Origin of the sequence: Vibrio sp. V23_P3S9T160 (assembly GCF_963886625.1) — a bacterium.
Taxonomy (GTDB): domain Bacteria; phylum Pseudomonadota; class Gammaproteobacteria; order Enterobacterales; family Vibrionaceae; genus Vibrio; species Vibrio anguillarum.
The window spans coordinates 24,064-44,056 of sequence record NZ_CAWPDB010000088.1 but is presented as its reverse complement, the minus strand read 5'-3'; the positions used below and the strand labels follow the sequence as shown (position 1 = coordinate 44,056).

At 44.9% G+C, this 19,993-nt stretch carries 21 protein-coding genes; 15 read left to right on the top strand and 6 right to left on the bottom strand.

All coding sequences use genetic code 11. The annotated features are described in order from the left end of the window. The first annotated feature begins 30 nt into the window (after nucleotides 1-30). Complete coding sequence (locus AACU59_RS04750; protein WP_094145877.1) at nucleotides 31-1,524, top strand: DUF2867 domain-containing protein; 1,494 nt, start codon at nucleotides 31-33, stop codon at nucleotides 1,522-1,524. Nucleotides 1,525-1,566: 42 nt separating this feature from the next. Here the strand turns inward: AACU59_RS04750 and AACU59_RS04745 are convergent, their stop codons facing one another. From AACU59_RS04745 to rsuA, 3 genes are read right to left on the bottom strand one after another with little or no spacing between them, the layout of a single operon-like run. Then, a complete protein-coding gene (locus tag AACU59_RS04745; protein WP_017044311.1) occupies nucleotides 1,567-2,226 on the bottom strand; it encodes a DUF2913 family protein in 660 nt (219 codons plus the stop codon). Next, on the bottom strand, nucleotides 2,226-3,434 hold the full coding sequence (locus AACU59_RS04740; protein WP_013857017.1) for a Bcr/CflA family multidrug efflux MFS transporter: 1,209 nt from the start codon (nucleotides 3,432-3,434) through the stop codon (nucleotides 2,226-2,228). The genes AACU59_RS04745 and AACU59_RS04740 overlap by 1 nt, the downstream gene beginning before the upstream one ends. Before the next feature lie 47 nt (nucleotides 3,435-3,481). Then, complete coding sequence (gene rsuA, locus AACU59_RS04735) at nucleotides 3,482-4,177, bottom strand: 16S rRNA pseudouridine(516) synthase RsuA (protein ID WP_017044313.1); 696 nt, start codon at nucleotides 4,175-4,177, stop codon at nucleotides 3,482-3,484. A gap of 104 nt (nucleotides 4,178-4,281) precedes the next feature. On the opposite strand from rsuA, the gene AACU59_RS04730 reads away from it, so the two are divergent. The 6 genes from AACU59_RS04730 (at nucleotide 4,282) to AACU59_RS04705 (ending at nucleotide 9,539) form a co-directional block, all read left to right on the top strand. Beyond that, on the top strand, nucleotides 4,282-6,024 hold the full coding sequence (locus tag AACU59_RS04730) for a DEAD/DEAH box helicase (protein WP_064625084.1): 1,743 nt from the start codon (nucleotides 4,282-4,284) through the stop codon (nucleotides 6,022-6,024). Between the two features lie 62 nt (nucleotides 6,025-6,086). Next, nucleotides 6,087-6,476, top strand: coding sequence for a PepSY domain-containing protein (locus AACU59_RS04725; protein WP_010318383.1), 390 nt, complete (start codon nucleotides 6,087-6,089; stop codon nucleotides 6,474-6,476). A 9-nt stretch (nucleotides 6,477-6,485) separates the two neighbouring features. Then, nucleotides 6,486-7,145 (top strand): response regulator transcription factor, encoded by a 660-nt coding sequence (locus tag AACU59_RS04720; RefSeq protein WP_094145878.1) that lies wholly within the window; start codon nucleotides 6,486-6,488, stop codon nucleotides 7,143-7,145. Continuing rightward, nucleotides 7,135-8,475 (top strand): ATP-binding protein, encoded by a 1,341-nt coding sequence (locus tag AACU59_RS04715; RefSeq protein WP_094145879.1) that lies wholly within the window; start codon nucleotides 7,135-7,137, stop codon nucleotides 8,473-8,475. The genes AACU59_RS04720 and AACU59_RS04715 overlap by 11 nt, the downstream gene beginning before the upstream one ends. A 227-nt stretch (nucleotides 8,476-8,702) precedes the next feature. Further along, nucleotides 8,703-8,981 carry a 50S ribosomal protein L25 gene (gene rplY / locus AACU59_RS04710; RefSeq protein ID WP_010318386.1) on the top strand — a complete coding sequence of 93 codons (279 nt, stop codon included), beginning with the start codon at nucleotides 8,703-8,705 and terminating at the stop codon, nucleotides 8,979-8,981. Nucleotides 8,982-9,146: 165 nt separating this feature from the next. After that, entirely contained in the window at nucleotides 9,147-9,539 is a 393-nt protein-coding gene (locus AACU59_RS04705) for a ribosome recycling factor family protein (protein WP_094145880.1), read from the top strand. Between the two features lies 1 nt (nucleotide 9,540). Here the strand turns inward: AACU59_RS04705 and AACU59_RS04700 are convergent, their stop codons facing one another. Next, the gene (locus AACU59_RS04700) at nucleotides 9,541-9,897 is read right to left on the bottom strand and encodes a PilZ domain-containing protein (protein ID WP_017046184.1); all 357 of its coding nucleotides are present in this window, start codon (nucleotides 9,895-9,897) and stop codon (nucleotides 9,541-9,543) included. 290 nt (nucleotides 9,898-10,187) lie between these two features. Here AACU59_RS04700 and AACU59_RS04695 point away from each other — a divergent pair, with 290 nt between their 5' ends. Both AACU59_RS04695 and AACU59_RS04690 read left to right on the top strand, forming a co-directional pair. Then, nucleotides 10,188-11,474 carry a DEAD/DEAH box helicase gene (locus AACU59_RS04695; protein WP_094145706.1) on the top strand — a complete coding sequence of 429 codons (1,287 nt, stop codon included), beginning with the start codon at nucleotides 10,188-10,190 and terminating at the stop codon, nucleotides 11,472-11,474. 200 nt (nucleotides 11,475-11,674) lie between these two features. Beyond that, nucleotides 11,675-12,295 (top strand): LysE family translocator, encoded by a 621-nt coding sequence (locus AACU59_RS04690; protein WP_013857026.1) that lies wholly within the window; start codon nucleotides 11,675-11,677, stop codon nucleotides 12,293-12,295. A 58-nt stretch (nucleotides 12,296-12,353) separates the two neighbouring features. Here AACU59_RS04690 and AACU59_RS04685 read toward each other — a convergent pair whose 3' ends face one another. After that, nucleotides 12,354-14,270, bottom strand: a complete 1,917-nt coding sequence (locus AACU59_RS04685) for a bifunctional metallophosphatase/5'-nucleotidase (protein WP_161437643.1) — start codon at nucleotides 14,268-14,270, stop codon at nucleotides 12,354-12,356. A gap of 299 nt (nucleotides 14,271-14,569) precedes the next feature. Here AACU59_RS04685 and AACU59_RS04680 point away from each other — a divergent pair, with 299 nt between their 5' ends. Beyond that, a complete protein-coding gene (locus AACU59_RS04680; RefSeq protein WP_202598809.1) occupies nucleotides 14,570-14,779 on the top strand; it encodes a hypothetical protein in 210 nt (69 codons plus the stop codon). Between the two features lie 4 nt (nucleotides 14,780-14,783). On the opposite strand, the gene AACU59_RS04675 is transcribed toward AACU59_RS04680, so the two are convergent. Beyond that, nucleotides 14,784-15,035: a DUF1289 domain-containing protein gene (locus tag AACU59_RS04675; protein WP_013857474.1), complete on the bottom strand. Its 252-nt coding sequence runs from the start codon at nucleotides 15,033-15,035 to the stop codon at nucleotides 14,784-14,786. 165 nt (nucleotides 15,036-15,200) lie between these two features. Between AACU59_RS04675 and AACU59_RS04670 the strand changes: the two genes are divergently transcribed. The 5 genes from AACU59_RS04670 (at nucleotide 15,201) to AACU59_RS04650 (ending at nucleotide 19,973) form a co-directional block, all read left to right on the top strand. Next, on the top strand, nucleotides 15,201-15,644 hold the full coding sequence (locus tag AACU59_RS04670) for an META domain-containing protein (RefSeq protein WP_094145810.1): 444 nt from the start codon (nucleotides 15,201-15,203) through the stop codon (nucleotides 15,642-15,644). Nucleotides 15,645-15,847: 203 nt separating this feature from the next. Continuing rightward, the gene (locus AACU59_RS04665; RefSeq protein ID WP_094145808.1) at nucleotides 15,848-16,987 is read left to right on the top strand and encodes an ABC transporter substrate-binding protein; all 1,140 of its coding nucleotides are present in this window, start codon (nucleotides 15,848-15,850) and stop codon (nucleotides 16,985-16,987) included. 20 nt (nucleotides 16,988-17,007) lie between these two features. Beyond that, nucleotides 17,008-18,729 carry an ABC transporter permease gene (locus AACU59_RS04660; protein ID WP_094145809.1) on the top strand — a complete coding sequence of 574 codons (1,722 nt, stop codon included), beginning with the start codon at nucleotides 17,008-17,010 and terminating at the stop codon, nucleotides 18,727-18,729. After that, nucleotides 18,695-19,342, top strand: coding sequence for an ATP-binding cassette domain-containing protein (locus AACU59_RS04655; protein ID WP_094124578.1), 648 nt, complete (start codon nucleotides 18,695-18,697; stop codon nucleotides 19,340-19,342). The genes AACU59_RS04660 and AACU59_RS04655 overlap by 35 nt, the downstream gene beginning before the upstream one ends. Further along, nucleotides 19,335-19,973, top strand: a complete 639-nt coding sequence (locus tag AACU59_RS04650) for a CDP-alcohol phosphatidyltransferase family protein (RefSeq protein ID WP_094124577.1) — start codon at nucleotides 19,335-19,337, stop codon at nucleotides 19,971-19,973. Before AACU59_RS04655 ends, AACU59_RS04650 begins: the two co-directional genes overlap by 8 nt. Nucleotides 19,974-19,993 lie beyond the last annotated feature (20 nt).

Genomic DNA, 19,993 nt, shown 5'->3' with positions numbered 1-19,993 from the left:
CAAATTCAACACATTGATAGCACAGGAAAAATGAAGTCGCTATTATACGTCTGTGAGCATAATCTAACCATCTTATTTGAAGGGACCGTCATGAAAAAAGTGTTAGTACTCGGCGCATCAGGCTATGTCGGCTCACAACTGCTACCTTTGCTATTAGCGCAAGGTTTTCAAGTAACGGCCGCAGCTAGGCACATTGACTACTTAACCTCACGTGCCATATCTCATCCCAACCTTACCTTGCGTTATTTAGACCTTACCGATAAAGAGGCGACACTTGCGCTTATCCCACAATTTGAACTGGTTTATTTTTTAGTGCACGGTATGGCGCAAGGACATGATTTCGTCGACTATGAATTGTCGTTAGCGGAAAACGTTAAACAAGCCCTTGAGGTTAGCCAGGTCAAACACCTGATCTACTTAAGTGCGATTCAGCCACAAACCGGAAACTCAGAGCACCTCAAAGCACGGAAAATGACAGGCGATCTACTTAGGAAAAGTCCTGTACCAGTGACCGAGTTAAGAGCCGGTGTCATTCTTGGACCGGGATCAGCCGCATTTGAAATCATGCGTGATTTTGTTTACAACTTACCGATGCTCATCACGCCCAAATGGGTTGATTCCAAAGCAAATCCGATAGCGCTGGAAAACCTCAATCATTATCTACTTGAATTAGCGAAGGAACAGCCCGTTGCCCACCAATTGTTTGAAGTCGGTGGGCCTGACACCCTCTCCTACCGCGAACAATTTGCCATTATTTGTCAGGCAACGCAGAAACCTTTTCGGTTATGGTCTACCCCACTATTAACTCCAAAAACGGCTTCTTACTGGCTAGGTCTTGTCACCTCCGTCCCCTCTAATATTGGCAGAGCACTACTTGCCGGTTTAGATCATGATTACATTGCCGACTCACAAGCCATTGAAGCACGCTATCCCCAAAAACTAACTCCCTATCGTGACGTTGTCACCAAAATAATCGAGCATGAAGGGGAATTTACACGCTCGCAGGTGTGGGGATTTGATCCAAGTGCCCTACAACGTTGGCAACCCGGTTTTGGCTACTATCCTAAACAGGCAGGAGCAACGATTCAGACCAGCGCTTCTGCTGAGGTTTTATGGGATGTTATCCGAACCATAGGCAGCCGCCAAGAAGGCTATTTTTTTGCCAATGCACTATGGCGTACACGCGAATGGCTCGATCTTTTATTCGGTGGTGGCAAACCTGTGCGCCGCTCTCCTTGTGGCCCGGAACTGCAAGTTGGCGATTTTATTGATTCGTGGAAAGTGATCCGCTGCCAACCTCAACAGTTTTTGTCTCTTCTTTTTGGGATGAAAGGCCCAGGATTAGGGCGATTGGAATTTACCATTAAAGATCTAGGCGAAACGCGAGAACTCAATGTGACCGCATGGTGGCACCCCAAAGGATTCTTAGGGTTACTTTACTGGTTTGCGATGATGCCTGCCCACCTTTTTATTTTTAATGGCATGGTCAAAGCCATCGTCAAAAAGGCACAAAAAAAGAGCTAGCGAAATCGCTAGCTCTGCAACTTATTGGGTTTCAATTCCATACTAATCAATAGGAAAGCCTAATGGAATTTCAGCTAATTGCACGCCATGATTGCTTGGGTATATCAAATACTCACCATGATATTTCACATTCGACTTATAATCGGTACGTTTGTGCACCATAAAGCCAGCACTGCTGGCTTTTTCGACGAAATCAGCATGATGGCCCCGTACAAACCAGTTCATCGGCTTCACGAGCAGTTCACCATCAAAGCATGATTCACACTGATTTGCGCACAAAGCCAATGAGTTTTGCCCATCGGTAAAAAGCTGTAATTTGCCTTCATTCACCAATGGATCACATGTTGTCACTTCCCAGTGAGCCGCTTCCATGAATTCCAAAAACGCGTCAATTTTCTTATCGGTAATGATGTTATCCGCCTCTTGCGCAAAAAACTGACCGTAAAATGCTGAGATGCGTTTGAAGATAAACAGTAATTCAGATTGGTTGCCTTTCGAACGTCCAGCTTTCTGCCAACGATTTAAATCATCCACCACACAGCGATGGAATCGTTGTGCTTTCAATGCCTTACTCACCCAATGCACCAAAAAGTGATTATTAGCTAAAGGCGCATTCACCAGCTTATTCGCTTGGTGTTCTGCTGTTAACTCTTGCAGCGCTGTATTCACTACACGTTGAATTTCGAGGTAATACTCTGACATTACGCCTTTCTTCCTAATGTCCAATAAAAAAGAGATGAAAGTACCGAGCACGCCGTCATGACCACAATCATCGGCCACTCAACATCACTAGGCATCATCGCGACAATCGCTGCAACCACTGAGCCTGTGCCAAAACGCAACGTTCCAGCCAGTGAAGAAGCGGTACCCGCCATTTTCGGATAACCACTTAACAATAATCCCATTGAATTACTGCCTATCGTTGACAATGTACCAATAAAAAGCACCACAAAAGGCACAATGCCCCATAAACCAAGGTTGAGTAACCACGCGATAAATAGCCCGATACCTGCGCACAACTGAATCAATAAACCAAAGCGTAGCATGGCGTGGGAACCGACTCGTTTCACCATTCGACCATTTAAACTGGTCATGATAATCATCGCGACGATATTGAGGCCAAACAGGTAACCAAATTGATCAGGATCGACTCCATAAATATCAATATAGACAAAGGAGCCTGCGGTCAAAAAGGCAAACATACCAGCAAAAGAGAAAGCACCAGAAAAAACAAGCCCCATCGCGACTGGGTTACGGCTTAACTGCACATAGTTGCGAATGGTATTTCGAAAGCGCAGCGGTTGACGATTTTCTGCACTGAGTGTTTCTGGAATTTTCCAAACCACGAGAGCAATCACCACAGCGGCAAAAATAGCTAACACCCAAAATATCGAACGCCAACCAAACCAAATGGCCAAGTGTCCGCCAATCATCGGCGCAGCTAACGGGGCAACGGTCATCACTAAGGTGACAAAAGACATGGCGCGGGCAAAATCTTCGCGATCAAACATATCACGCACCACCGCTTGGATAACCACAGCCGCCGCTGCTCCAGCAAAACCTTGCGCAGCGCGAACATACGTTAACGCTTCAATACCCTGCGTAGTCGCACTCACAGTAGCAGCAATACCAAACAGTAATACGCCGATCAGCAACACTGGGCGACGGCCATAACTGTCGGCTAGAGGACCATGCAATAGTTGGCCTATCGCAAAACCAGCGGTATAAGCAGTCAGCGTCATTTGTACCGCTCCAGCACTCACACCGAGATCTTTAGCAATCGCTGGCATGGCTGGCAGATACATATCAATCGCCAGCGGCGTTAATGCGCCAATTGCGCCTAAGACTAAGAAGAGTAAAAAACTAATGTGCGGCGTATTATTCGCTGTAACAGGTTGAGATGAAGTCATAGTTCTCCAGATAAATAAGGAATGAAGTTTCAGTAAAGCTAGGCCGTTCAAGCCCCAATAGAAGCCACTTCTTGGTCAGTCAAATAACGGTATTCACCGGGCTCTAGTGCCTCATCTAGCACAATATGACCAATGCGCTCACGGTGAAGGCCAACCACTTTATTGCCTAAAGCAGCAAACATGCGTTTAACTTGATGGTATTTGCCTTCATGAATGGTCAGTAAACATTCATTCTCACCGACGACTTCCAATTGCGCAGGCAAGGTTGGCTCACGCTCATTACGCAGTTCAATACCCGTTAAGAATTGTTCGACATAATTCGCTTCAATAGGATCGGCAAGCCAGACACGGTAGGTTTTGTCGCATTTGTGTTTTGGCGAGGTAATGCGATGAGACCATTGGCCGTCATCGGTGATCAGAACCAAACCTGTGGTATCGACATCCAAACGTCCTGCAAAATGCAAGTCTTGAACATTCACTTCATCGAGCAAAATAAATGCCGTATGATTGAAGCCGTCTTCATGTGAGCAAACGTAGCCAGCGGGTTTGTGTAACATGATATAGCGCGGGCCATGCAAGATTAACTCACGACCTTGCCACTCCACCTCACACTCCTGCGTCACCTGCAATGAACCACTTTTCTGCGTCTTACCATTTACTGTGACATCACCACTTTTGATGATCTTGGTGGCTTCTTTACGTGTCGCACCTAACGCATCACACAAAAATTTATCTAACCGCATGATTACCTCATCTAAATCAAGTCAGGTATTATACGCAGCTAAAATGAAATAGTTGATCTATTTCACTGTTTTTATCCAGCGTTCAACAAGAGACAACGCGAGTTATGTACACACTTCGTCCTTATCAATCGGACTCGGTCAAAGCCGTGATCCACTATTTTCGTCATCACACTACGCCCGCCGTAATTGTACTACCGACGGGGGCAGGAAAAAGTTTGGTTATTGCTGAGCTGGCAAGGCTTGCCAAAGGACGAGTCTTAGTACTAGCGCACGTGAAAGAACTGGTAGAGCAAAACCATGCCAAATATGAGGGCTACGGTTTGCAAGGCGCGGTATTTGCGGCAGGTTTAGGACGAAAAGAGACCGATCAACAGGTCGTCTTTGCTTCGGTACAATCCGTGGTGCGCAATTTAGATGCCTTTAAAAATCAATTTTCATTACTGGTGATTGATGAATGCCACCGCGTACCGGATGAGAAAAGTAGTAGTTATCAAAAGGTGATCACCCATTTAAGCGAGCTCAACCCGGGGATTAAAGTGTTGGGGTTAACCGCTACGCCTTATCGTTTAGGCATGGGCTGGATTTATCAATACCATACTCGCGGCCAAGTGCGCAGTGAGGAGCCTCGCTTCTTCCGTGACTGTATTTTTGAGCTACCGATCCGTTATCTGCTCGATGAAGCTTTTTTAACGCCAGCGCGAATGGTTGATGCCCCCGTGCTCAGTTACGATTTTTCGCAGCTAAAACCAGCCAATACCGGGCGCTACAAAGAAGCCGAACTCGACATGGTGATTGAGCAATCGAAACGTGCCACACCACAGATTGTTCAACAAATCATCCAACTAGCACAGCAAAAACAGGGAGTAATGATCTTTGCGGCCACCGTTCGCCACGCCCAAGAAATTGTGCAATTACTGCCCAATAACGAAACTGCCATCGTCATTGGTGACACGCCGACCACTGAACGCGACACCATCATCAAGCAGTTTAAACAGCGCCAAATCAAATTCTTAGTTAACGTGTCGGTATTAACCACAGGTTTTGATGCTCCGCATGTTGACCTGATTGCGATTTTACGCCCCACCGAGTCCATCAGTTTATATCAGCAAATTGTCGGACGTGGGCTACGCTTATCCGCAGGAAAAACCGAATGTTTGGTATTGGATTATGCGGGCAATAACTATGATCTTTATCAACCAGAAGTCGGTGAGCCAAAGCCCGATCCCAACAGTGAAATTATTACCATTCCCTGTCCGGCCTGCGGTTTTAATAACAACTTTTGGGGTAAACTCGATGCCGCTGGTTTTTTGCTTGAACACTATGGTCGACGTTGCCAAGGCTATTTTACAGACGAAGAAAGTGGCGAACGAGAACACTGTGGTTACCGTTTTAGAGCAAAATATTGCGGTGAGTGTGGGGCTGACAACGATATCGCCGCACGTATCTGCCATGAATGTGACGCAACACTGGTTGACCCTGATAAAAAGCTCAAAGAAGCACTCAACCTCAAAGATGCATTGGTTTTTGAATGTATCGAAATGGATTTGAATGTACATAAAGATGCAAGTGGAAAAGCGCAACTGCGCGTTACCTATCGTGGTGAGAACGATGCACAAGTCCACGAATTTTGGCCACTAACCACCAAGAAACAGAAACAGGTGTTCCACGACCAATTTGTGCGACCACACCTAGCCGATAAGCATCGCCCTTTTGATCAATCTTCACCAAGCAAAGTAGTGGCTCATCAACACCGTTTTCGTCCACCACAATTTGTCATTGCGCGAAAAGTGGGACGATTTTGGAAAATGCGCGATAAGATCTTTGAAGATGAGCTACAAAACCGATGATTCACTTTCTATTCATGTAAGGTCATTTATACTCTGTTCATCTTATTTACAGGGGGCGCAACATGTTGTTCAAAAAGGGTAAAGCTTTCGCACGCTTACTGCTGCTCTCATCATTATCCTTACCCACTTTAGCTGCAAGCAGTGATGTACACGATTGGGTTCAAGACACTTATAAGCCAGGAACCAAGGTAGAGATTGATGAGGATCAAGACGAGGTCTACGCGGCAGTTCAAAAAGGTTTAATTCATCCATTGTCTGAGCTTTATGCCACGATAGATAAAGAACTCAATGGCCGAGTTATCAAGGTAGAGTTAGATGAAGATGATGGTGAATGGGTCTACGAATTAAAACTGATGCATGACAACCGAGTTATCCGCGTAGAATATAATGCAAGCACATTAGAACTAATGGCTATTCGTGGCAGGAACCTACGCGACATCATCAAAAAATAGAGAATAACCATGAAAATATTGGTAGTCGAAGACGATCCTCGTCTTGGGGAACAAATTGTAGAAGCGCTTGAACAGACCGGCTGGGTACCTGAATTATCACAAGATGGCATTGATGCACTCTATCGCGCTACATCAGAAGAGTGGGATGTGATTGTGCTCGACCTCGGTTTACCCAAGCTCGATGGGCTCACCGTATTGAAAGGCATTCGAGATGAAAACATTAATACGCCCATTGTGATCCTCAGTGCAAGAGACGGTTTGACTCAACGAGTCGAGGGCTTAAATGCAGGAGCAGATGATTACCTCACCAAACCATTTGAGATGGTGGAATTAACCGCTCGTATCCGCGCACAACTGCGCCGAGCATCAGGTAACGCTTCCCCTGTGATGCAAATCGGTGACTTAAGCCTTGATACTCGAACCTCTAAAGTGATGTGGCAAGGTCAAGCGGTGAGCTTGACGGCACTGGAATACAAAGTGGTTGCCTACTTCATGCACAATACCGACAAAGTCATTTCACGGACTGAACTGGTGGAACACATCTACAAACAAGATTTCGATAGAGACTCCAACACCATCGAAGTGTTTATTGGCCGCATCCGTAAAAAAATCAATAACAACATTATCAAAACCGTGAGAGGACTGGGATACCAGCTTAATGCAAAATAAAACCTCGGCCTTAAAGCGCCTCAGTTTAAAAAGTCGTTTACTGCTCGCGGCAACGTTTTGGTTAGGTACCATGATTTTAGCGGCGGGAATTGGCATTCCCACACTGATCAAAGACTACCTAGTCAATGATGTGCAAAGTCAGCTACGTTTAGCGATGGATGAAATCACGGCGAACTTGGAAGCGACACCGCAAGGGAATCTAGTACTGTCGTCGCGCCTTTCCGACCCTCGTTTTAGCCAACCCTACAGCGGCCTTTATTGGACGGCCTCAAGCCATGATCAATCGCTTCGTTCTCGCTCATTGTGGGATAAGCGCCTTATCAGCGAAAAACATGGCTTGAAAAGCATCGTCAAAGGCGCAAGAGATGAAAAACTGATCGTCATTGAACAAATCATCTACTTACCAGACTTCCCTTCTCCTATCACCATTACCATCGGTCTTGATGAAGCGCCATTACAAGACACTTTAAACAACGTAATTAGCCAATTGTGGATGATACTAGGTCTGCTCTTCAGTGGTGTATTGGTGCTGATTGGCTTGCAAGTCAGTTGGTCATTACGGCCGTTAGGGAAAATGCAAAAAGAGCTGGCCGCATTGCGCAAAGGTCAACAAGCCAGTCTCAGTGACGAGTACCCAAAAGAAGTCTTTCCGTTAGTCAATGATTTGAATGCACTGTTATTCCACTATCAAGAATTGCTTGAACGTGCACGTAATCATGCAGGCAATCTCTCTCACGCTTTAAAAACGCCGATTTCTGTACTGCGCAATGAGATCGATCATCTTGATTTCGCACAACAGCAGAAACTCAGAACACCGATTGAACAGTTACAAAAACAGATTGACTACCATCTAGGCCGCGCGCGCATGGCTGGCTCAATGAATATTCTTGCGGTAAAAGCCAATCCAAGCGAACGGGTAGATGCTATTTCTATGGCATTTGACAAAATTTACGCACAGCGTGAAATCACGTTAGTTAATGAGTTGGATTCTGATCTAGAGGTTGCCGTTGACCCAACCGATCTCGACGAGATGCTCGGCAACCTACTGGAAAATAGCTACAAATGGGCAGCTTCTTTAGTTCGAGTTCACGCAAAAAATCGAGAAGAAGGCTGGGTAGAAATCCACATCGAAGACGATGGCCCAGGTATTGCTGAGCAAGATCTGGCCAAAGCGGTACAGCGTGGCGTGCGCTTAGACGAAACAACCTCTGGATCTGGGCTTGGGTTGAATATTGTCAGTGAAATGGCGCACAGTTATCGCGGTACGCTAACCCTATCGACCAGCACCATGGGGGGGTTAAAAGCGGTGCTAACTTTTCGTTCGGTTTAATGGACGAAATCGAACTCGACATTAAGCAATAAAGACTGTCACGGTCCTTCGTAACACTGCAATAAATCGATGCTGCAAGGGATTTTCTATTGCCCCATCTTAGATAGAGTGCTAGTATCCGCGCTCGTTTTGTTAGTAATCATTGATTCACTATCAAAGCTATACCACATCAGCAAGGTCGCATTGCAGATGTGAAGTTTATTTTTACTAATTTGAGTGTAAAAACTATGAAATTCGAAGCAGTAGTACGTACTGAACTAGGTAAAGGTGCGAGCCGCCGCCTACGTCACGCGGGCCAATTCCCAGCAGTTGTTTACGGTGGTGAAGCAGCACCAGTTGCTATCGCACTGGATCATTCTGACGTGATCAACCAAATGGACAAACCAGAATTCTACGAAGCAATTACTCTAGTAATTGATGGCGCAGAAGTAAAAGTTAAGCCACAAGACGTTCAACGTCACGTGTTCAAGCCAAAAGTTGAGCACATGGACTTCATCCGCATCTAATTTCCTACCAAGGAATTAGTTGGATAAAATCCAACCTTTTGCATAAAGATGATCGGCCTTACCATCCGAGAAATCTAAAAATTCGAAACCCCGATAGCTACCAACTATCGGGGTTTCACCGTTTTATAAGACCGTGTTATAACGGAAAGTCATTCAAACAAGAACATGGCTATTATGATCATCACGATTTCCCTCCCCTCATTGATTCATCGGCTTGGTGGAGAAAATGCGAAAAAAGCAAAAATGCTGGCGAGAGAATATCAGTGCGACCTGAAACGAATACGACGTTCCAGAAATTGGCAAATCAGTGGTGAGATAACGCAACTTGAATTATTGGCAAATCGGCTCAGAGAGCTTGATTCACTGGCCATGCAATTTTTAATAACGAGACTCAAAGACAAACTGGCAGAATATCAGGAACAGCTTGAACCCAAATCAGCCAAGTTGGTAAGGCTTGTTAAACAAAACCCATCAATCACTCTCGCCGAACTTATGCACATCACGCACTGCACAGTCGCAGAAGCACGCACCGCTCGTTTCAACGCAGACAGTTGTTGATTTAAGCAGAACGTAAAGACGAAAAGTAAGACGGGTATCTTTGGCGAATATAACGCTGTTCTTCAACCATGTGCTTAAAAGCAGGACCATTGGATAGTTGAACCACGACTTCATCTTGTTGAAAGCGCAGTACTTGACCTGCAATTTTGACTGTATTGTTACTGCGTAGCTGCACCGTACCAGACATCGATAGACCACAATATAAGGTAGTCACTCTCGGCATTGAAATACGAATGCCTTGCTCTGATATTTCACAGACATGGAATAGCTGATCATCAATTTTTACGGTAGGTCTTGCCCGCTTTGGATACTTTAAGCGGTAATATTGCCGTTTCTGTACAAAATCTGCATTGTCCATGGCGTCTATGCATCCTTTATCAAGGTTAATTACTTCTGCGTCATCATGATGCTACGCAAGTGTTGAGAGTCTACCATTTATTATCGGCTTCTGAAGTAAAAACATAATAGAAAGATAGGCAGCCGCTATGAATCACCAATTCATCTCATTTGTGAACTCAAATACAATTGGTAAATAATGTAGGAAATTTATCACTGATCACGATAAACGTGAGATAAATCACTCTAAATCCTATATAGTGCACGGCTAAAATTAAGAACTGTAGGCTGTCTGCTTAAGGAACCCGTTAAATGTCATTTTCATCTCAAGGTTTTGCACCTGAACTTGTTAAAGCGCTTACTGAATGCGGCTATGAAAAACTTACCCCCATTCAGCGACAAGCCATTCCCGAGGCTCGTAAAGGGCATGATATTTTTGCAACGGCGCAAACTGGCACAGGCAAAACCGCAGCATTCGCACTGCCCGTTATTCAACATCTGTTAGATAGCGGCAAGCAACCTTCGCCTAAAACAGCGCGAGGCTTAATTTTGGCACCCACGCGTGAATTAGTGGCACAAATTGCCCAGAACATTAAAGACTACGTCAAGTACACCAAACTCAGTGTCGCTGCTGTTTACGGTGGAAATAAAATGTCTTCTCAAGTTCGTCAGCTTGAAATGGGTGTGGACATTTTGGTCGCGACCCCTGGCCGATTAGAAGAGCATTTAAGTGAAGGTAATGTTTCACTCGCCAACCTTGAGTTTTTGGTTTTCGACGAAGCAGATCGAATTTTAGATATGGGATTCATCAATCCCGTGCGTAAAATCATGCTGGAAGTAGAAACCTCACCGCAAATCATGATGTTCTCGGCCACTACATCCACTCAGCTTAACCAACTGGCGGGCGATATTTTACGCAAACCCAAACGCATTAATGCCGATCGTGCCAATACCACGGCCGCAACAGTGGCGCATGTGGTTTACCCTGTCGATCAAGAGCGTAAAACGGAACTGCTGTCTGAGCTGATTGGCCGCAAAAATTGGCAACAAGTCTTAGTGTTTGTGAACTATAAAGAGACGGCTAATGAAGTGGTTAAAGAGCTGAAATTGGATGGCATCAAGGCCGTGCTATGTCATGGCGATAAAGCACAAAGTGCACGTCGACGCGCTCTTGAAGAATTTAAAGAAGGCAAAGTGCGTGTCATGGTTGCGACCGATGTGGCTGCACGTGGTTTAGATATCGTCGACCTGCCACACGTGGTTAACTATGACATGCCATTTCTCGCCGAAGATTATGTACACCGCATAGGTCGTACTGGTCGTGCTGGCAAACAGGGACATGCTGTCTCATTTGTCAGTCGCGAAGAAGAGTTGACTGTTGTTCAGGTTGAAAACCTTATCCAGCAACGCATCCGCCGTGTTGAACAGCCTGGTTATGAGCCTAAGCAGCGTGATGCCTACATTGAAAAACTTCACACAAAAGCGGCGTACAAAGAGCGCCAAGGCCGTCGTAACAACCCAAATGACGAAAAGCCGGATCAAGCCTCAGCAGAACGTCGTTTGAACATGATGAATCGACTAAAAAATCGTAAGAAGTAAGCCATAACAACGAAAGAGCTGCAGCAATGCGGCTTTTTTCATCTCTGTGCATCCTATCTATGCTTCATCATCCCAAACGGTCATCTTTATTGGTTTCAATCCGTAAGTAGCACTGTCGTCAATTGCACAGCAAAGTGAAATAGTGAAGATTGTAATTAATGTGTATGCTAGAGCTCTTGTCTCTCAACACGGATTGATTAATGAGCAGTACTTTACTTCTGGCATTTATACCAACATTCTTTTTTGTTTCGATTACTCCAGGTATGTGCATGACATTGGCACTGAGTCTTGGGATGAGTATTGGTTATCGCCGAACTTTATGGATGATGATGGGAGAGATCGTCGGTGTGGCGTTCGTTTCCATCGCAGCCGTTTTGGGGATGGCTTCGATTATGCTCAATTACCCTTGGCTCTTTACCGGATTCAAAACCATCGGTGCCATCTATCTTGGCTATATAGGCATTCAGATGTGGCGTTCAAAAGGCAAGCTCGCCCTCAGTAGCGACTCACAGGTCACTCCCCATAACAAAGACTGGGATCTTGTCATGCAAGGTTTTGTGACCGCGATTGCTAACCCTAAAGGCTGGGCGTTTATGATCTCCCTACTTCCGCCTTTTATTAATAGTGAAGCACCACTTGCACCTCAACTATTACTGCTGGTGTCCATTATTATGGTCTCAGAATTTGTCTGTATGACACTTTACGCAACAGGTGGCAAGGGGTTAAAACGAGCTCTAGGGCATTCAAAAAATGTGCGTCTAATGAACCGTATTTCAGGCTCATTGATGATAGGTGTTGGATTCTGGTTATTGATGAGTTAGTCGTTAAAGTAGGCTCTGACTTTTGGCCAGAGCCTTAACCGTTAATTTAAAACTTTAGCTAATCTAAAACATTAGCATTCAATGCCTTGAGCAATACAATATCTCGATTGATACGCTGTTTTTCAGCATCAGAAGCTTGGCTACTTTGCAAAATACGCGCATTGATCGCCTCTTCAGCCGCGGCCTTATTGCTAAAGAGCAGTGCTTTAACATTGATCGAAGCGATATTGCTATAGCGCCCATCATCACTACTTGGTACATCAATTTGGCCACTATTAATTAGAGCTTTCACGATGGCACGTTCCGATTCATACCCTTGCAAACCTTCCAGCTTCCAACGTTGCATTGGTTTCCCTTCGTAGCGGCCTTGCTTCTCTTGGGTGAGATAGCGGATCGTTAGGTTTCTAATAGTTCCTTCCTCTTCGCCATATTCCGCTTCCGAGTCAAAAATAATCGGGAATGACCGCCCTTCAAGGCTACCCCCTTTCTGCGTCAAATGCCCCATTCGGTAACTATTCATACCCAACCGAATATCACTAGTATCATCAATCGGTTGTCCACCAGCAAAACGCAGATCTTTAATTCGCTTACCCGCAGGTTGAGTAAGATCAATGGTGTAAGTGACACCCGCAAAAAAATCATTGGTTGAGTATTTCGATGCGCGCCGCTTTGGATCAAAGCTATAAGTCACATCGCCTGGCGAGACGGAATTGAAATACCCAGCGGCCCACTCCATGTAGGTGCGCAGCTCTTTGCCGGTCATTTGGTAAACCGTAATTTCACCACCAGCATATTGATAGTTAAACGCGATATCTTTTGCTTTGATGGGGCCAGTATCAAGTTGAGCTTGGTCATTATCAATTTGCAGTGCGATCACGTTTGCTTTTGGCGCGTAGAAAAAACTGGCTTCCTGAAACAGCGCACTGATGCCGGTATCTTGAATATGCACTTGAGGGATACCGCGTATTTCATCATCAGGAACCAAGTCGACTCCGTCAAGTATCGCAATTTCGCGATTGGCATTTTCTCGTAAGCGTTGATGATAAGGTGCGTATAGCGTTTCCATTTTCGAATCAGAATCAACACCTTTCATAGGGTAGGTGAAGCTGTCTTTATGAACGAGCGTGTATTTGCCATCCTTTTCTTCAAATTGGAAATCGATTCGAGATAAAACGCGTCCATATTTGTCAGGCTCGGTAATGATGACACCGTTTACCGTCGCTTTATCAATTTTAGTGTGCATGTGGCCAGCAACAATGGCATCGATTTCTGGGTTAGCATTGGCAATATCAGATACGCCCGTATCTTTGATGTCGTTTTCGTTATCCAGCCCCATGTGCGCAACCAAAACGATCGCATCGACATCATTTTTTATCTGCCCAATCACTTTTTTTACTTCAAGTGTTGGGTTAGTGAAGCTCATGCCTTCAAGGCGATTAGTGCCTTCAGCAAACACTTGTGTCATCGGAGTATCCATTCCAATAATACCGATCTTGACGCCATTTTTTTCAATAATTGTTGCGGCGGGTAAGAATGGATTGCCATCGGGCCTCTGAATATTCCCGGCTAACGCTCGGCCTTTAAATTGTGTCAGGGAGCGATTTAATACCGATAAACCAAAATCAAACTCATGGTTACCCAGCACCCAAACATCGTAGTTCATCTCATTAAAACCGAGCATCATAGGGTCTACGGCTTCATGCTTAAACGTTTCAACAAAGTTTCCCTGAATCGTATCTCCCGCATCCACTAAAATAACGTTTTTATCTTGCTCTCGTATCTGTTTAACCTTGGTGGCGATTTGACTTAGGCTCCCCTGCATATTCAGTTTGTCAGCAGCATAATCCCATGGCATAAAATGCCCGTGAATATCGGAAGTACCAAGAATGGTAACCTGATGAATATCGCCATCAGCAGCGAAAGAAGAAGCGGCAATAGAAGCAAGTATTGCGCTAGTAACAATTTTTAGTTTCATAACATACTCATACGTATAAACAGGCTTTCATTAAAACAGAGTGGATATTATTGATTTTATAAATATGTTTATGTGATGGGGCCGCTCATTTGGTTGCAACACTAAAAAGCAATCACAAAATTTCGAGATCGATCTCTCTTTAAATAGATTCTATGGCTTAAAGAGCTTTAATCGAGCCAAATCAGGCGGTTAATTTTTAATCATAAAATTGAGCGAATTTTAAGCAGATCTTTGATTGACGCTGTACTGGATCGCTTCTATTTTTTCTATTGGTTACCACAACAATGGAGGTTATAGAAATGAAACGCGCAAGTTCCACTTATCGATTACAACTGATAAAAGATGTTGTAACGCGGCACCAACTTACGGATCCAATGGCGAACTATATTCAACAGCTTCTGACAGAAAAACCCAACATGGAACAACCCGATGTGAATAAACGTTTTCACGGTAATCATTTTGATGAACATGTTGGTGGTTGGGTCAGTGATTTTTGGGGAATGAAGTAATTGATTAAAACAGATCGCGCTGCGGATTCGTTTCTGGCTCGGAATCTGCTTTGTTTTGCGCTTGTTGTTTCTGTTTTTTCCGCTTATAGCGCTGTTGGCATAATTTTATGACATGCAGTTGCTGCGCAGCAGTCATTGAGAGCCAGTTAAAACGCTCTTCCCTTTTACGCATACAGCCTTGGCAATAACCTTTGTCATCAACTGAACATACACCGATACAAGGGCTCAGCACTTTAAAAAATTCGAGTTGCTCCATGGTTACTCAATTATTTTTCCAATTTAATGTCCGCCACATAAGAGTAACGTGTGTCACTTCCTGATTGCAAACTGTGACGCATATAAAACAATCACCTTATACTGACAAAAACAGTACTCAATTTTATATACTGTGCGCGTTTTCCAAATTCTGGGGTCTAATACGATGAAGTTTAGTTCAAAAAAATGGCTAGCCGCAATTTCTCTACCTGTATTGGTGAGTGCCTGTGCAAGTAATGGTGATGTAGAAAGCATCACCGCTCAAGATTTGCAGCATCACAATTGGCAACTGGTGCAAATTGATGGCAAGGACGTGGTCAATAATGACAAACAAAAAGCACCGCGATTAGAAATCGGCGAAAAGATGATGGCTAGCGGTAACGCAGGTTGTAATAACTTTTTTGGGCAAGCCGAGCTAAAAGACAACAAATTCCGCATCGAAAAAATGGGCATGACCATGATGATGTGTATCGGTGATGTCATGGATACCGAGCAGGCGTTTTCTCAAACATTGTCAGATTGGAGCGAGATCAATCTGACCAAAGATAGCCTAACGCTTAAAAATGAGGTTCACACGCTCACCTTTACTTTGCGTGATTGGGTAAATTAATTTCAGTCATTCTTCTCATGGCAGTCTTTTCTATCAGGCTGCCATTTCCGTAGACCACCTCACACATCATTCACCTATCTGCAACTTCTGCTTTTTCTTACCAATTCAGATCTTTTGTTTTTTTTCGTTCATAATGAATGAACATGGAAATATCTCCGGTCTATTCACTAAGTCACTGAATAAAGCGATCTTTAAGGATAATTATGAAAAAGCTCATCACCTTACTCTGCACGTGTGCCTTCGCACTTTCCGCGTCAGCGCAAACTTGGCAACAAACCACAGATGCAGCTAAAGGACAAACCGTTTACTTTCACGCGTGGGGAGGAAGCCAAGAGATTAATGAGTACATCCGCTGGGCAGGCAACGAGCTTCAAGATCGCTACGGTATCGAGTTAAAACAGGTGAAAGTGACCGATATTGCCGAGACAACAACACGGCTTATTGCAGAAAAGGCGGCCGCTAAAAATAATAATGGCAGTGTCGATCTAGTATGGATTAATGGTGAAAACTTTAAGTCCATGAAAAATAATGGTTTACTGTATGGTCCATTTACGGAGCGTTTACCTAACTGGGAATATGTTGATTCCTCACTGCCGATCGATCAAGATTTTTCAGAGCCGACTCTTGGCCTTGAAGCGCCTTGGGGTGTAGGACAACTGGTGTTTATTTACGATCAGGAAAAGCTCAATAACCCACCCCGTTCATTTTCAGAAATGTTGAGCTACGCAAAGGCGTTTCCGAATCGTGTTAGTTACCCTCGTCCTCCAGAGTTTCATGGAACCAGTTTCCTTAAAGCCTTATTGATTGAACTAACAGAGAACGATGTTGCCCTGTCTAAGCCTGTGGATGAACAAAATTTTGCCATAGTGACAGCACCTCTTTGGCGCTATCTTGATGAATTTCATCCTGTGGCCTGGCGTCAAGGCAAGCAGTTTCCCAGCGGCTCTGCTCAAATGCTGCAATTGCTTGATGATGGTCAGCTTGATCTTTCCATCAACTTTAACCCCAATGCTGTTTTTTCCGCTCAAGCAAATGGAACGCTAGCGGCCTCTACCCGCTCCTACGCGTTTGAAACAGGGGCTCTTTCTAACATTCATTTTCTCGCCATTCCTTCGAATGCGAGCGCCAAAGAAGGCGCATTGGTTGCGATCAATTTCTTACTCAGTCCGGAAGCACAATCTCGTAAAGGTGATCTTTCCATTTGGGGAGATCCATCGGTATTACAAAATGAGTTCTTAAGTGGCAGCGCCAAGAAAACTCAGCTGTTTAAATCAATCGCCGAGCCACATCCAAGTTGGCAAACGGCGCTTGAAGCCGAATGGCAACAACGCTACGGCCACTAAAGAGACTGAGATAAAGCCCGATGTTTAGAGCAAGCTATTTGCTGATTATTGTCATCTGTATTGCCCCAGTTGTTCCCGGCCTACTTGGGGTCATACTTTCCTCATTGGGCTATATTCCTCCCGTTGGCTTGCACCACTTTTCTCTAGATGGCTACATCGCCATTTTACAATGGTCGGGAGTCGGGCAATCTCTACTACTTAGCATAGGTTCTGCGTTAATCAGTACCTATCTCGCCGCGGCGATCTGCTTTGCTATATTGCAATCATTATGGCACAGCCGTTACTGGTCAAAAGTAGAGAACGCTTTGTCACCGCTACTGGCTATGCCTCACGTCGCTTTTGCCATTGGTTTTGCTTTTTTATTCTCGCCAAGCGGTATGATGGATCGCCTTTTGTATCATCTGTTTGGAACCTCATTCATGGGAGATGGCGCTTCGCTTTTAGTGCGCAACCCTTACGCAGTCGGGTTAACCTTAGCGTTAGCACTTAAAGAAGTTCCTTTTTTACTGCTGATGAGCATCCCCATTTTGCAGCAATTAAACATTGATAAACTGCAACAAGCAGCGGCTTCGCTGGGTTATTCTCAACCCCAACTATGGCTAAAAGTGATCTTCCCACAGTGGTTAAACAAATTGCGGTTTGCCCTCTTTGCCGTGATTGCCTACGGTGTATCCGTTGTCGATTTGGCGCTCATTTTAGGTCCCAATAATCCACCAACGTTTGCAGTATTGGTATGGCAGTGGTTTAGTGACCCTAACTTAGCCTTAATTCCTCGCGCCTCCGCTGGCGCCGTTCTGTTGTTTATACTTGCCAGCGCCATGTTATTGATCGTTCTCTTCATCGAAAAGTGTTCCACGCAACACTACAAACGCTGGCAATACTCAGGCCGCTATGCGCTTTCCTTGCCAGGAAAATCACTGTTTTTATTCATCATTACCTTATCTCTGCTGATGTTGCCTTTAATGGTGAGTTGGAGTTTTGCACAACGTTGGCGCTTTCCAGATTTATGGCCCAGCCAGTTCAGTACCCGTTTTTGGGACAACGAATGGTTGAATATCGCACCAACCATTTATCAAAGCGTACAATTAGCGCTATTCAGCACTGTGATTGCGCTGGTGTTATCTCTACTCGCTCATGAGTATAAGCTCAAATATCAGCGCCATTTACCCAGTTATTTGATCGCCTTGCCGATGCTCATTCCTCAGCTTTCACTGTTATTTGGCATGCAGATCGCCACACTCTTTTTAGCCAGCGATCAGTATTGGCTTTGGGTTACATGGTCACATGTATTTTTCGCCTTTCCTTTTGTCTACCTTGCGTTGGATGGCCCGTGGCAAAGCTACAATCAAAACCTGACTAAAGCAGCGTTGAGTTTAGGAAAAACGCCGTGGCAAGTATTTTGGCAAATTAAAACGCCGCAACTCTTACCAGCCATCGTTTACGCGGCAGCGGTTGGAATGAGTGTGAGCTTAGCGCAATATTTGCCGACTTTGATGCTCGGCGCAGGAAGGATCGCTACTATTACTACCGAAGCCGTTGCACTCTCAAGTGGCTTTGACCGCAGAGTCACCGCCATCTATGCAATTTGGCAAGCCCTACTGCCTTTAATTTTTTTCACCTTGGCGATTGTGATCAGCCGCCTGCAAACTCATCGCCGTACCATGAACTCTATCGTTAAAAAAACTGCCCGTAAGGAAGCCATTACTCATGACGTTCTGCCTCGAAAACCTCGCCATCCATAAACAAAATGGTGAAGTTCTCTTATCGGATTTAAATATCACCATCTCCCCTGGTGAAATTGTTAGCTTAATGGGGCCGAGCGGCTGCGGAAAATCAACGCTACTTAATGTAATTGCGGGTCATTTGGGGAGGGATTTTAGCTTCCAAGGCAGAGTCATACTGGACGGTGTCGACATCACTTTGCGGCCTGCACATCAGCGGCAAGTCGGTATTTTATTTCAAGATGATCTGCTCTTCCCACATCTGACGGTTTGGCAAAATTTGGCTTTTGCCTTGCCCAACTCGGTAAAAGGCCATGAACGGCAGTCTCAAGCAGAAAAAGCATTACAGAAAATTTCTCTCGAACATCTTGCCAATGCTTACCCAGAACAGATATCTGGGGGGCAGCGAGCACGTATTAGCTTGGCTCGCATGCTACTGGCTCAACCTAAACTGGCACTATTGGATGAACCATTTAGCAAGTTAGATAAAGCACTGCGGATCCAATTTAGGGATTGGGTCTTCAATCAACTGGTCGCCGAAGGCATTCCGACCTTGATGGTCACGCACGATAAAGATGATGTTCCACCTAACAGCCGTATTTTAACCTGCTCATGGGAGAGCGCACATGCTTGATCGATTTAGTGTCAAAATCATTCGTTGGCCACTAGAGAAAACAGCTCAAGGGCTTCATCGCTTAGGCATTACAGCGAACCAAACGACACTCTGGGGTTTTGCTTTAGGTTGCTGTGCACTTCCTGCACTTGCTTTCTCGCAGTACACGCTGGCATTAATTTTCATCATACTAAACCGAATAGCAGATGGCCTTGATGGTGCATTGGCAAGAATTCAGGGGGTCAGCGATGCGGGAGGATTTCTTGATATCAGTTTAGATTTTCTGTTTTACTCGCTCATCCCGTTTGGTTTTGTGCTGGCTTCACCTGAGCACAATGCGGTGGCTGGTGCCTTTTTGATCTTTTCTTTTATCGGTACGGGAAGCAGCTTTCTTTCCTTCGCCGTGATGGCCAGCAAGCGAAACATCCACAGCCCTATCTACAAGAATAAATCACTGTATTACATGTCAGGCTTGACTGAGGGTACGGAAACGATTGCTTGTTTCGTCCTCTTTTGTCTTTTTCCTCAACATTTTGCCTTAATAGCTTATCTATTCGGCGGCGCATGCTGGTTCACCACCATTACCCGCATTTATTCTGGATTTCAAACACTCTCTAACACTCACTCACGTCAAGAATACAACCATGATTAACGCTATCACTTTTGGCTTCG

Bases quoted from the DNA above. Each gene is read 5' to 3' on its own strand.
- AACU59_RS04725 (WP_010318383.1), top strand. From the start codon at position 6,087: ATGTTGTTCAAAAAGGGTAAAGCTTTCGCACGCTTACTGCTGCTCTCA.
- rplY (WP_010318386.1), top strand. From the start codon at position 8,703: ATGAAATTCGAAGCAGTAGTACGTACTGAACTAGGTAAAGGTGCGAGC.
- AACU59_RS04680 (WP_202598809.1), top strand. From the start codon at position 14,570: ATGAAACGCGCAAGTTCCACTTATCGATTACAACTGATAAAAGATGTT.
- AACU59_RS04665 (WP_094145808.1), top strand. From the start codon at position 15,848: ATGAAAAAGCTCATCACCTTACTCTGCACGTGTGCCTTCGCACTTTCC.
- AACU59_RS04685 (WP_161437643.1), bottom strand. From the start codon at position 14,270: ATGAAACTAAAAATTGTTACTAGCGCAATACTTGCTTCTATTGCCGCT.
- rsuA (WP_017044313.1), bottom strand. From the start codon at position 4,177: ATGCGGTTAGATAAATTTTTGTGTGATGCGTTAGGTGCGACACGTAAA.
- AACU59_RS04700 (WP_017046184.1), bottom strand. From the start codon at position 9,897: ATGGACAATGCAGATTTTGTACAGAAACGGCAATATTACCGCTTAAAG.
- AACU59_RS04745 (WP_017044311.1), bottom strand. From the start codon at position 2,226: ATGTCAGAGTATTACCTCGAAATTCAACGTGTAGTGAATACAGCGCTG.
- AACU59_RS04655 (WP_094124578.1), top strand. From the start codon at position 18,695: ATGACGTTCTGCCTCGAAAACCTCGCCATCCATAAACAAAATGGTGAA.
- AACU59_RS04740 (WP_013857017.1), bottom strand. From the start codon at position 3,434: ATGACTTCATCTCAACCTGTTACAGCGAATAATACGCCGCACATTAGT.
- AACU59_RS04675 (WP_013857474.1), bottom strand. From the start codon at position 15,035: ATGGAGCAACTCGAATTTTTTAAAGTGCTGAGCCCTTGTATCGGTGTA.
- AACU59_RS04705 (WP_094145880.1), top strand. From the start codon at position 9,147: ATGGCTATTATGATCATCACGATTTCCCTCCCCTCATTGATTCATCGG.
- AACU59_RS04715 (WP_094145879.1), top strand. From the start codon at position 7,135: ATGCAAAATAAAACCTCGGCCTTAAAGCGCCTCAGTTTAAAAAGTCGT.
- AACU59_RS04750 (WP_094145877.1), top strand. From the start codon at position 31: ATGAAGTCGCTATTATACGTCTGTGAGCATAATCTAACCATCTTATTT.
- AACU59_RS04660 (WP_094145809.1), top strand. From the start codon at position 17,008: ATGTTTAGAGCAAGCTATTTGCTGATTATTGTCATCTGTATTGCCCCA.
- AACU59_RS04730 (WP_064625084.1), top strand. From the start codon at position 4,282: ATGTACACACTTCGTCCTTATCAATCGGACTCGGTCAAAGCCGTGATC.
- AACU59_RS04650 (WP_094124577.1), top strand. From the start codon at position 19,335: ATGCTTGATCGATTTAGTGTCAAAATCATTCGTTGGCCACTAGAGAAA.
- AACU59_RS04670 (WP_094145810.1), top strand. From the start codon at position 15,201: ATGAAGTTTAGTTCAAAAAAATGGCTAGCCGCAATTTCTCTACCTGTA.
- AACU59_RS04690 (WP_013857026.1), top strand. From the start codon at position 11,675: ATGAGCAGTACTTTACTTCTGGCATTTATACCAACATTCTTTTTTGTT.
- AACU59_RS04695 (WP_094145706.1), top strand. From the start codon at position 10,188: ATGTCATTTTCATCTCAAGGTTTTGCACCTGAACTTGTTAAAGCGCTT.
- AACU59_RS04720 (WP_094145878.1), top strand. From the start codon at position 6,486: ATGAAAATATTGGTAGTCGAAGACGATCCTCGTCTTGGGGAACAAATT.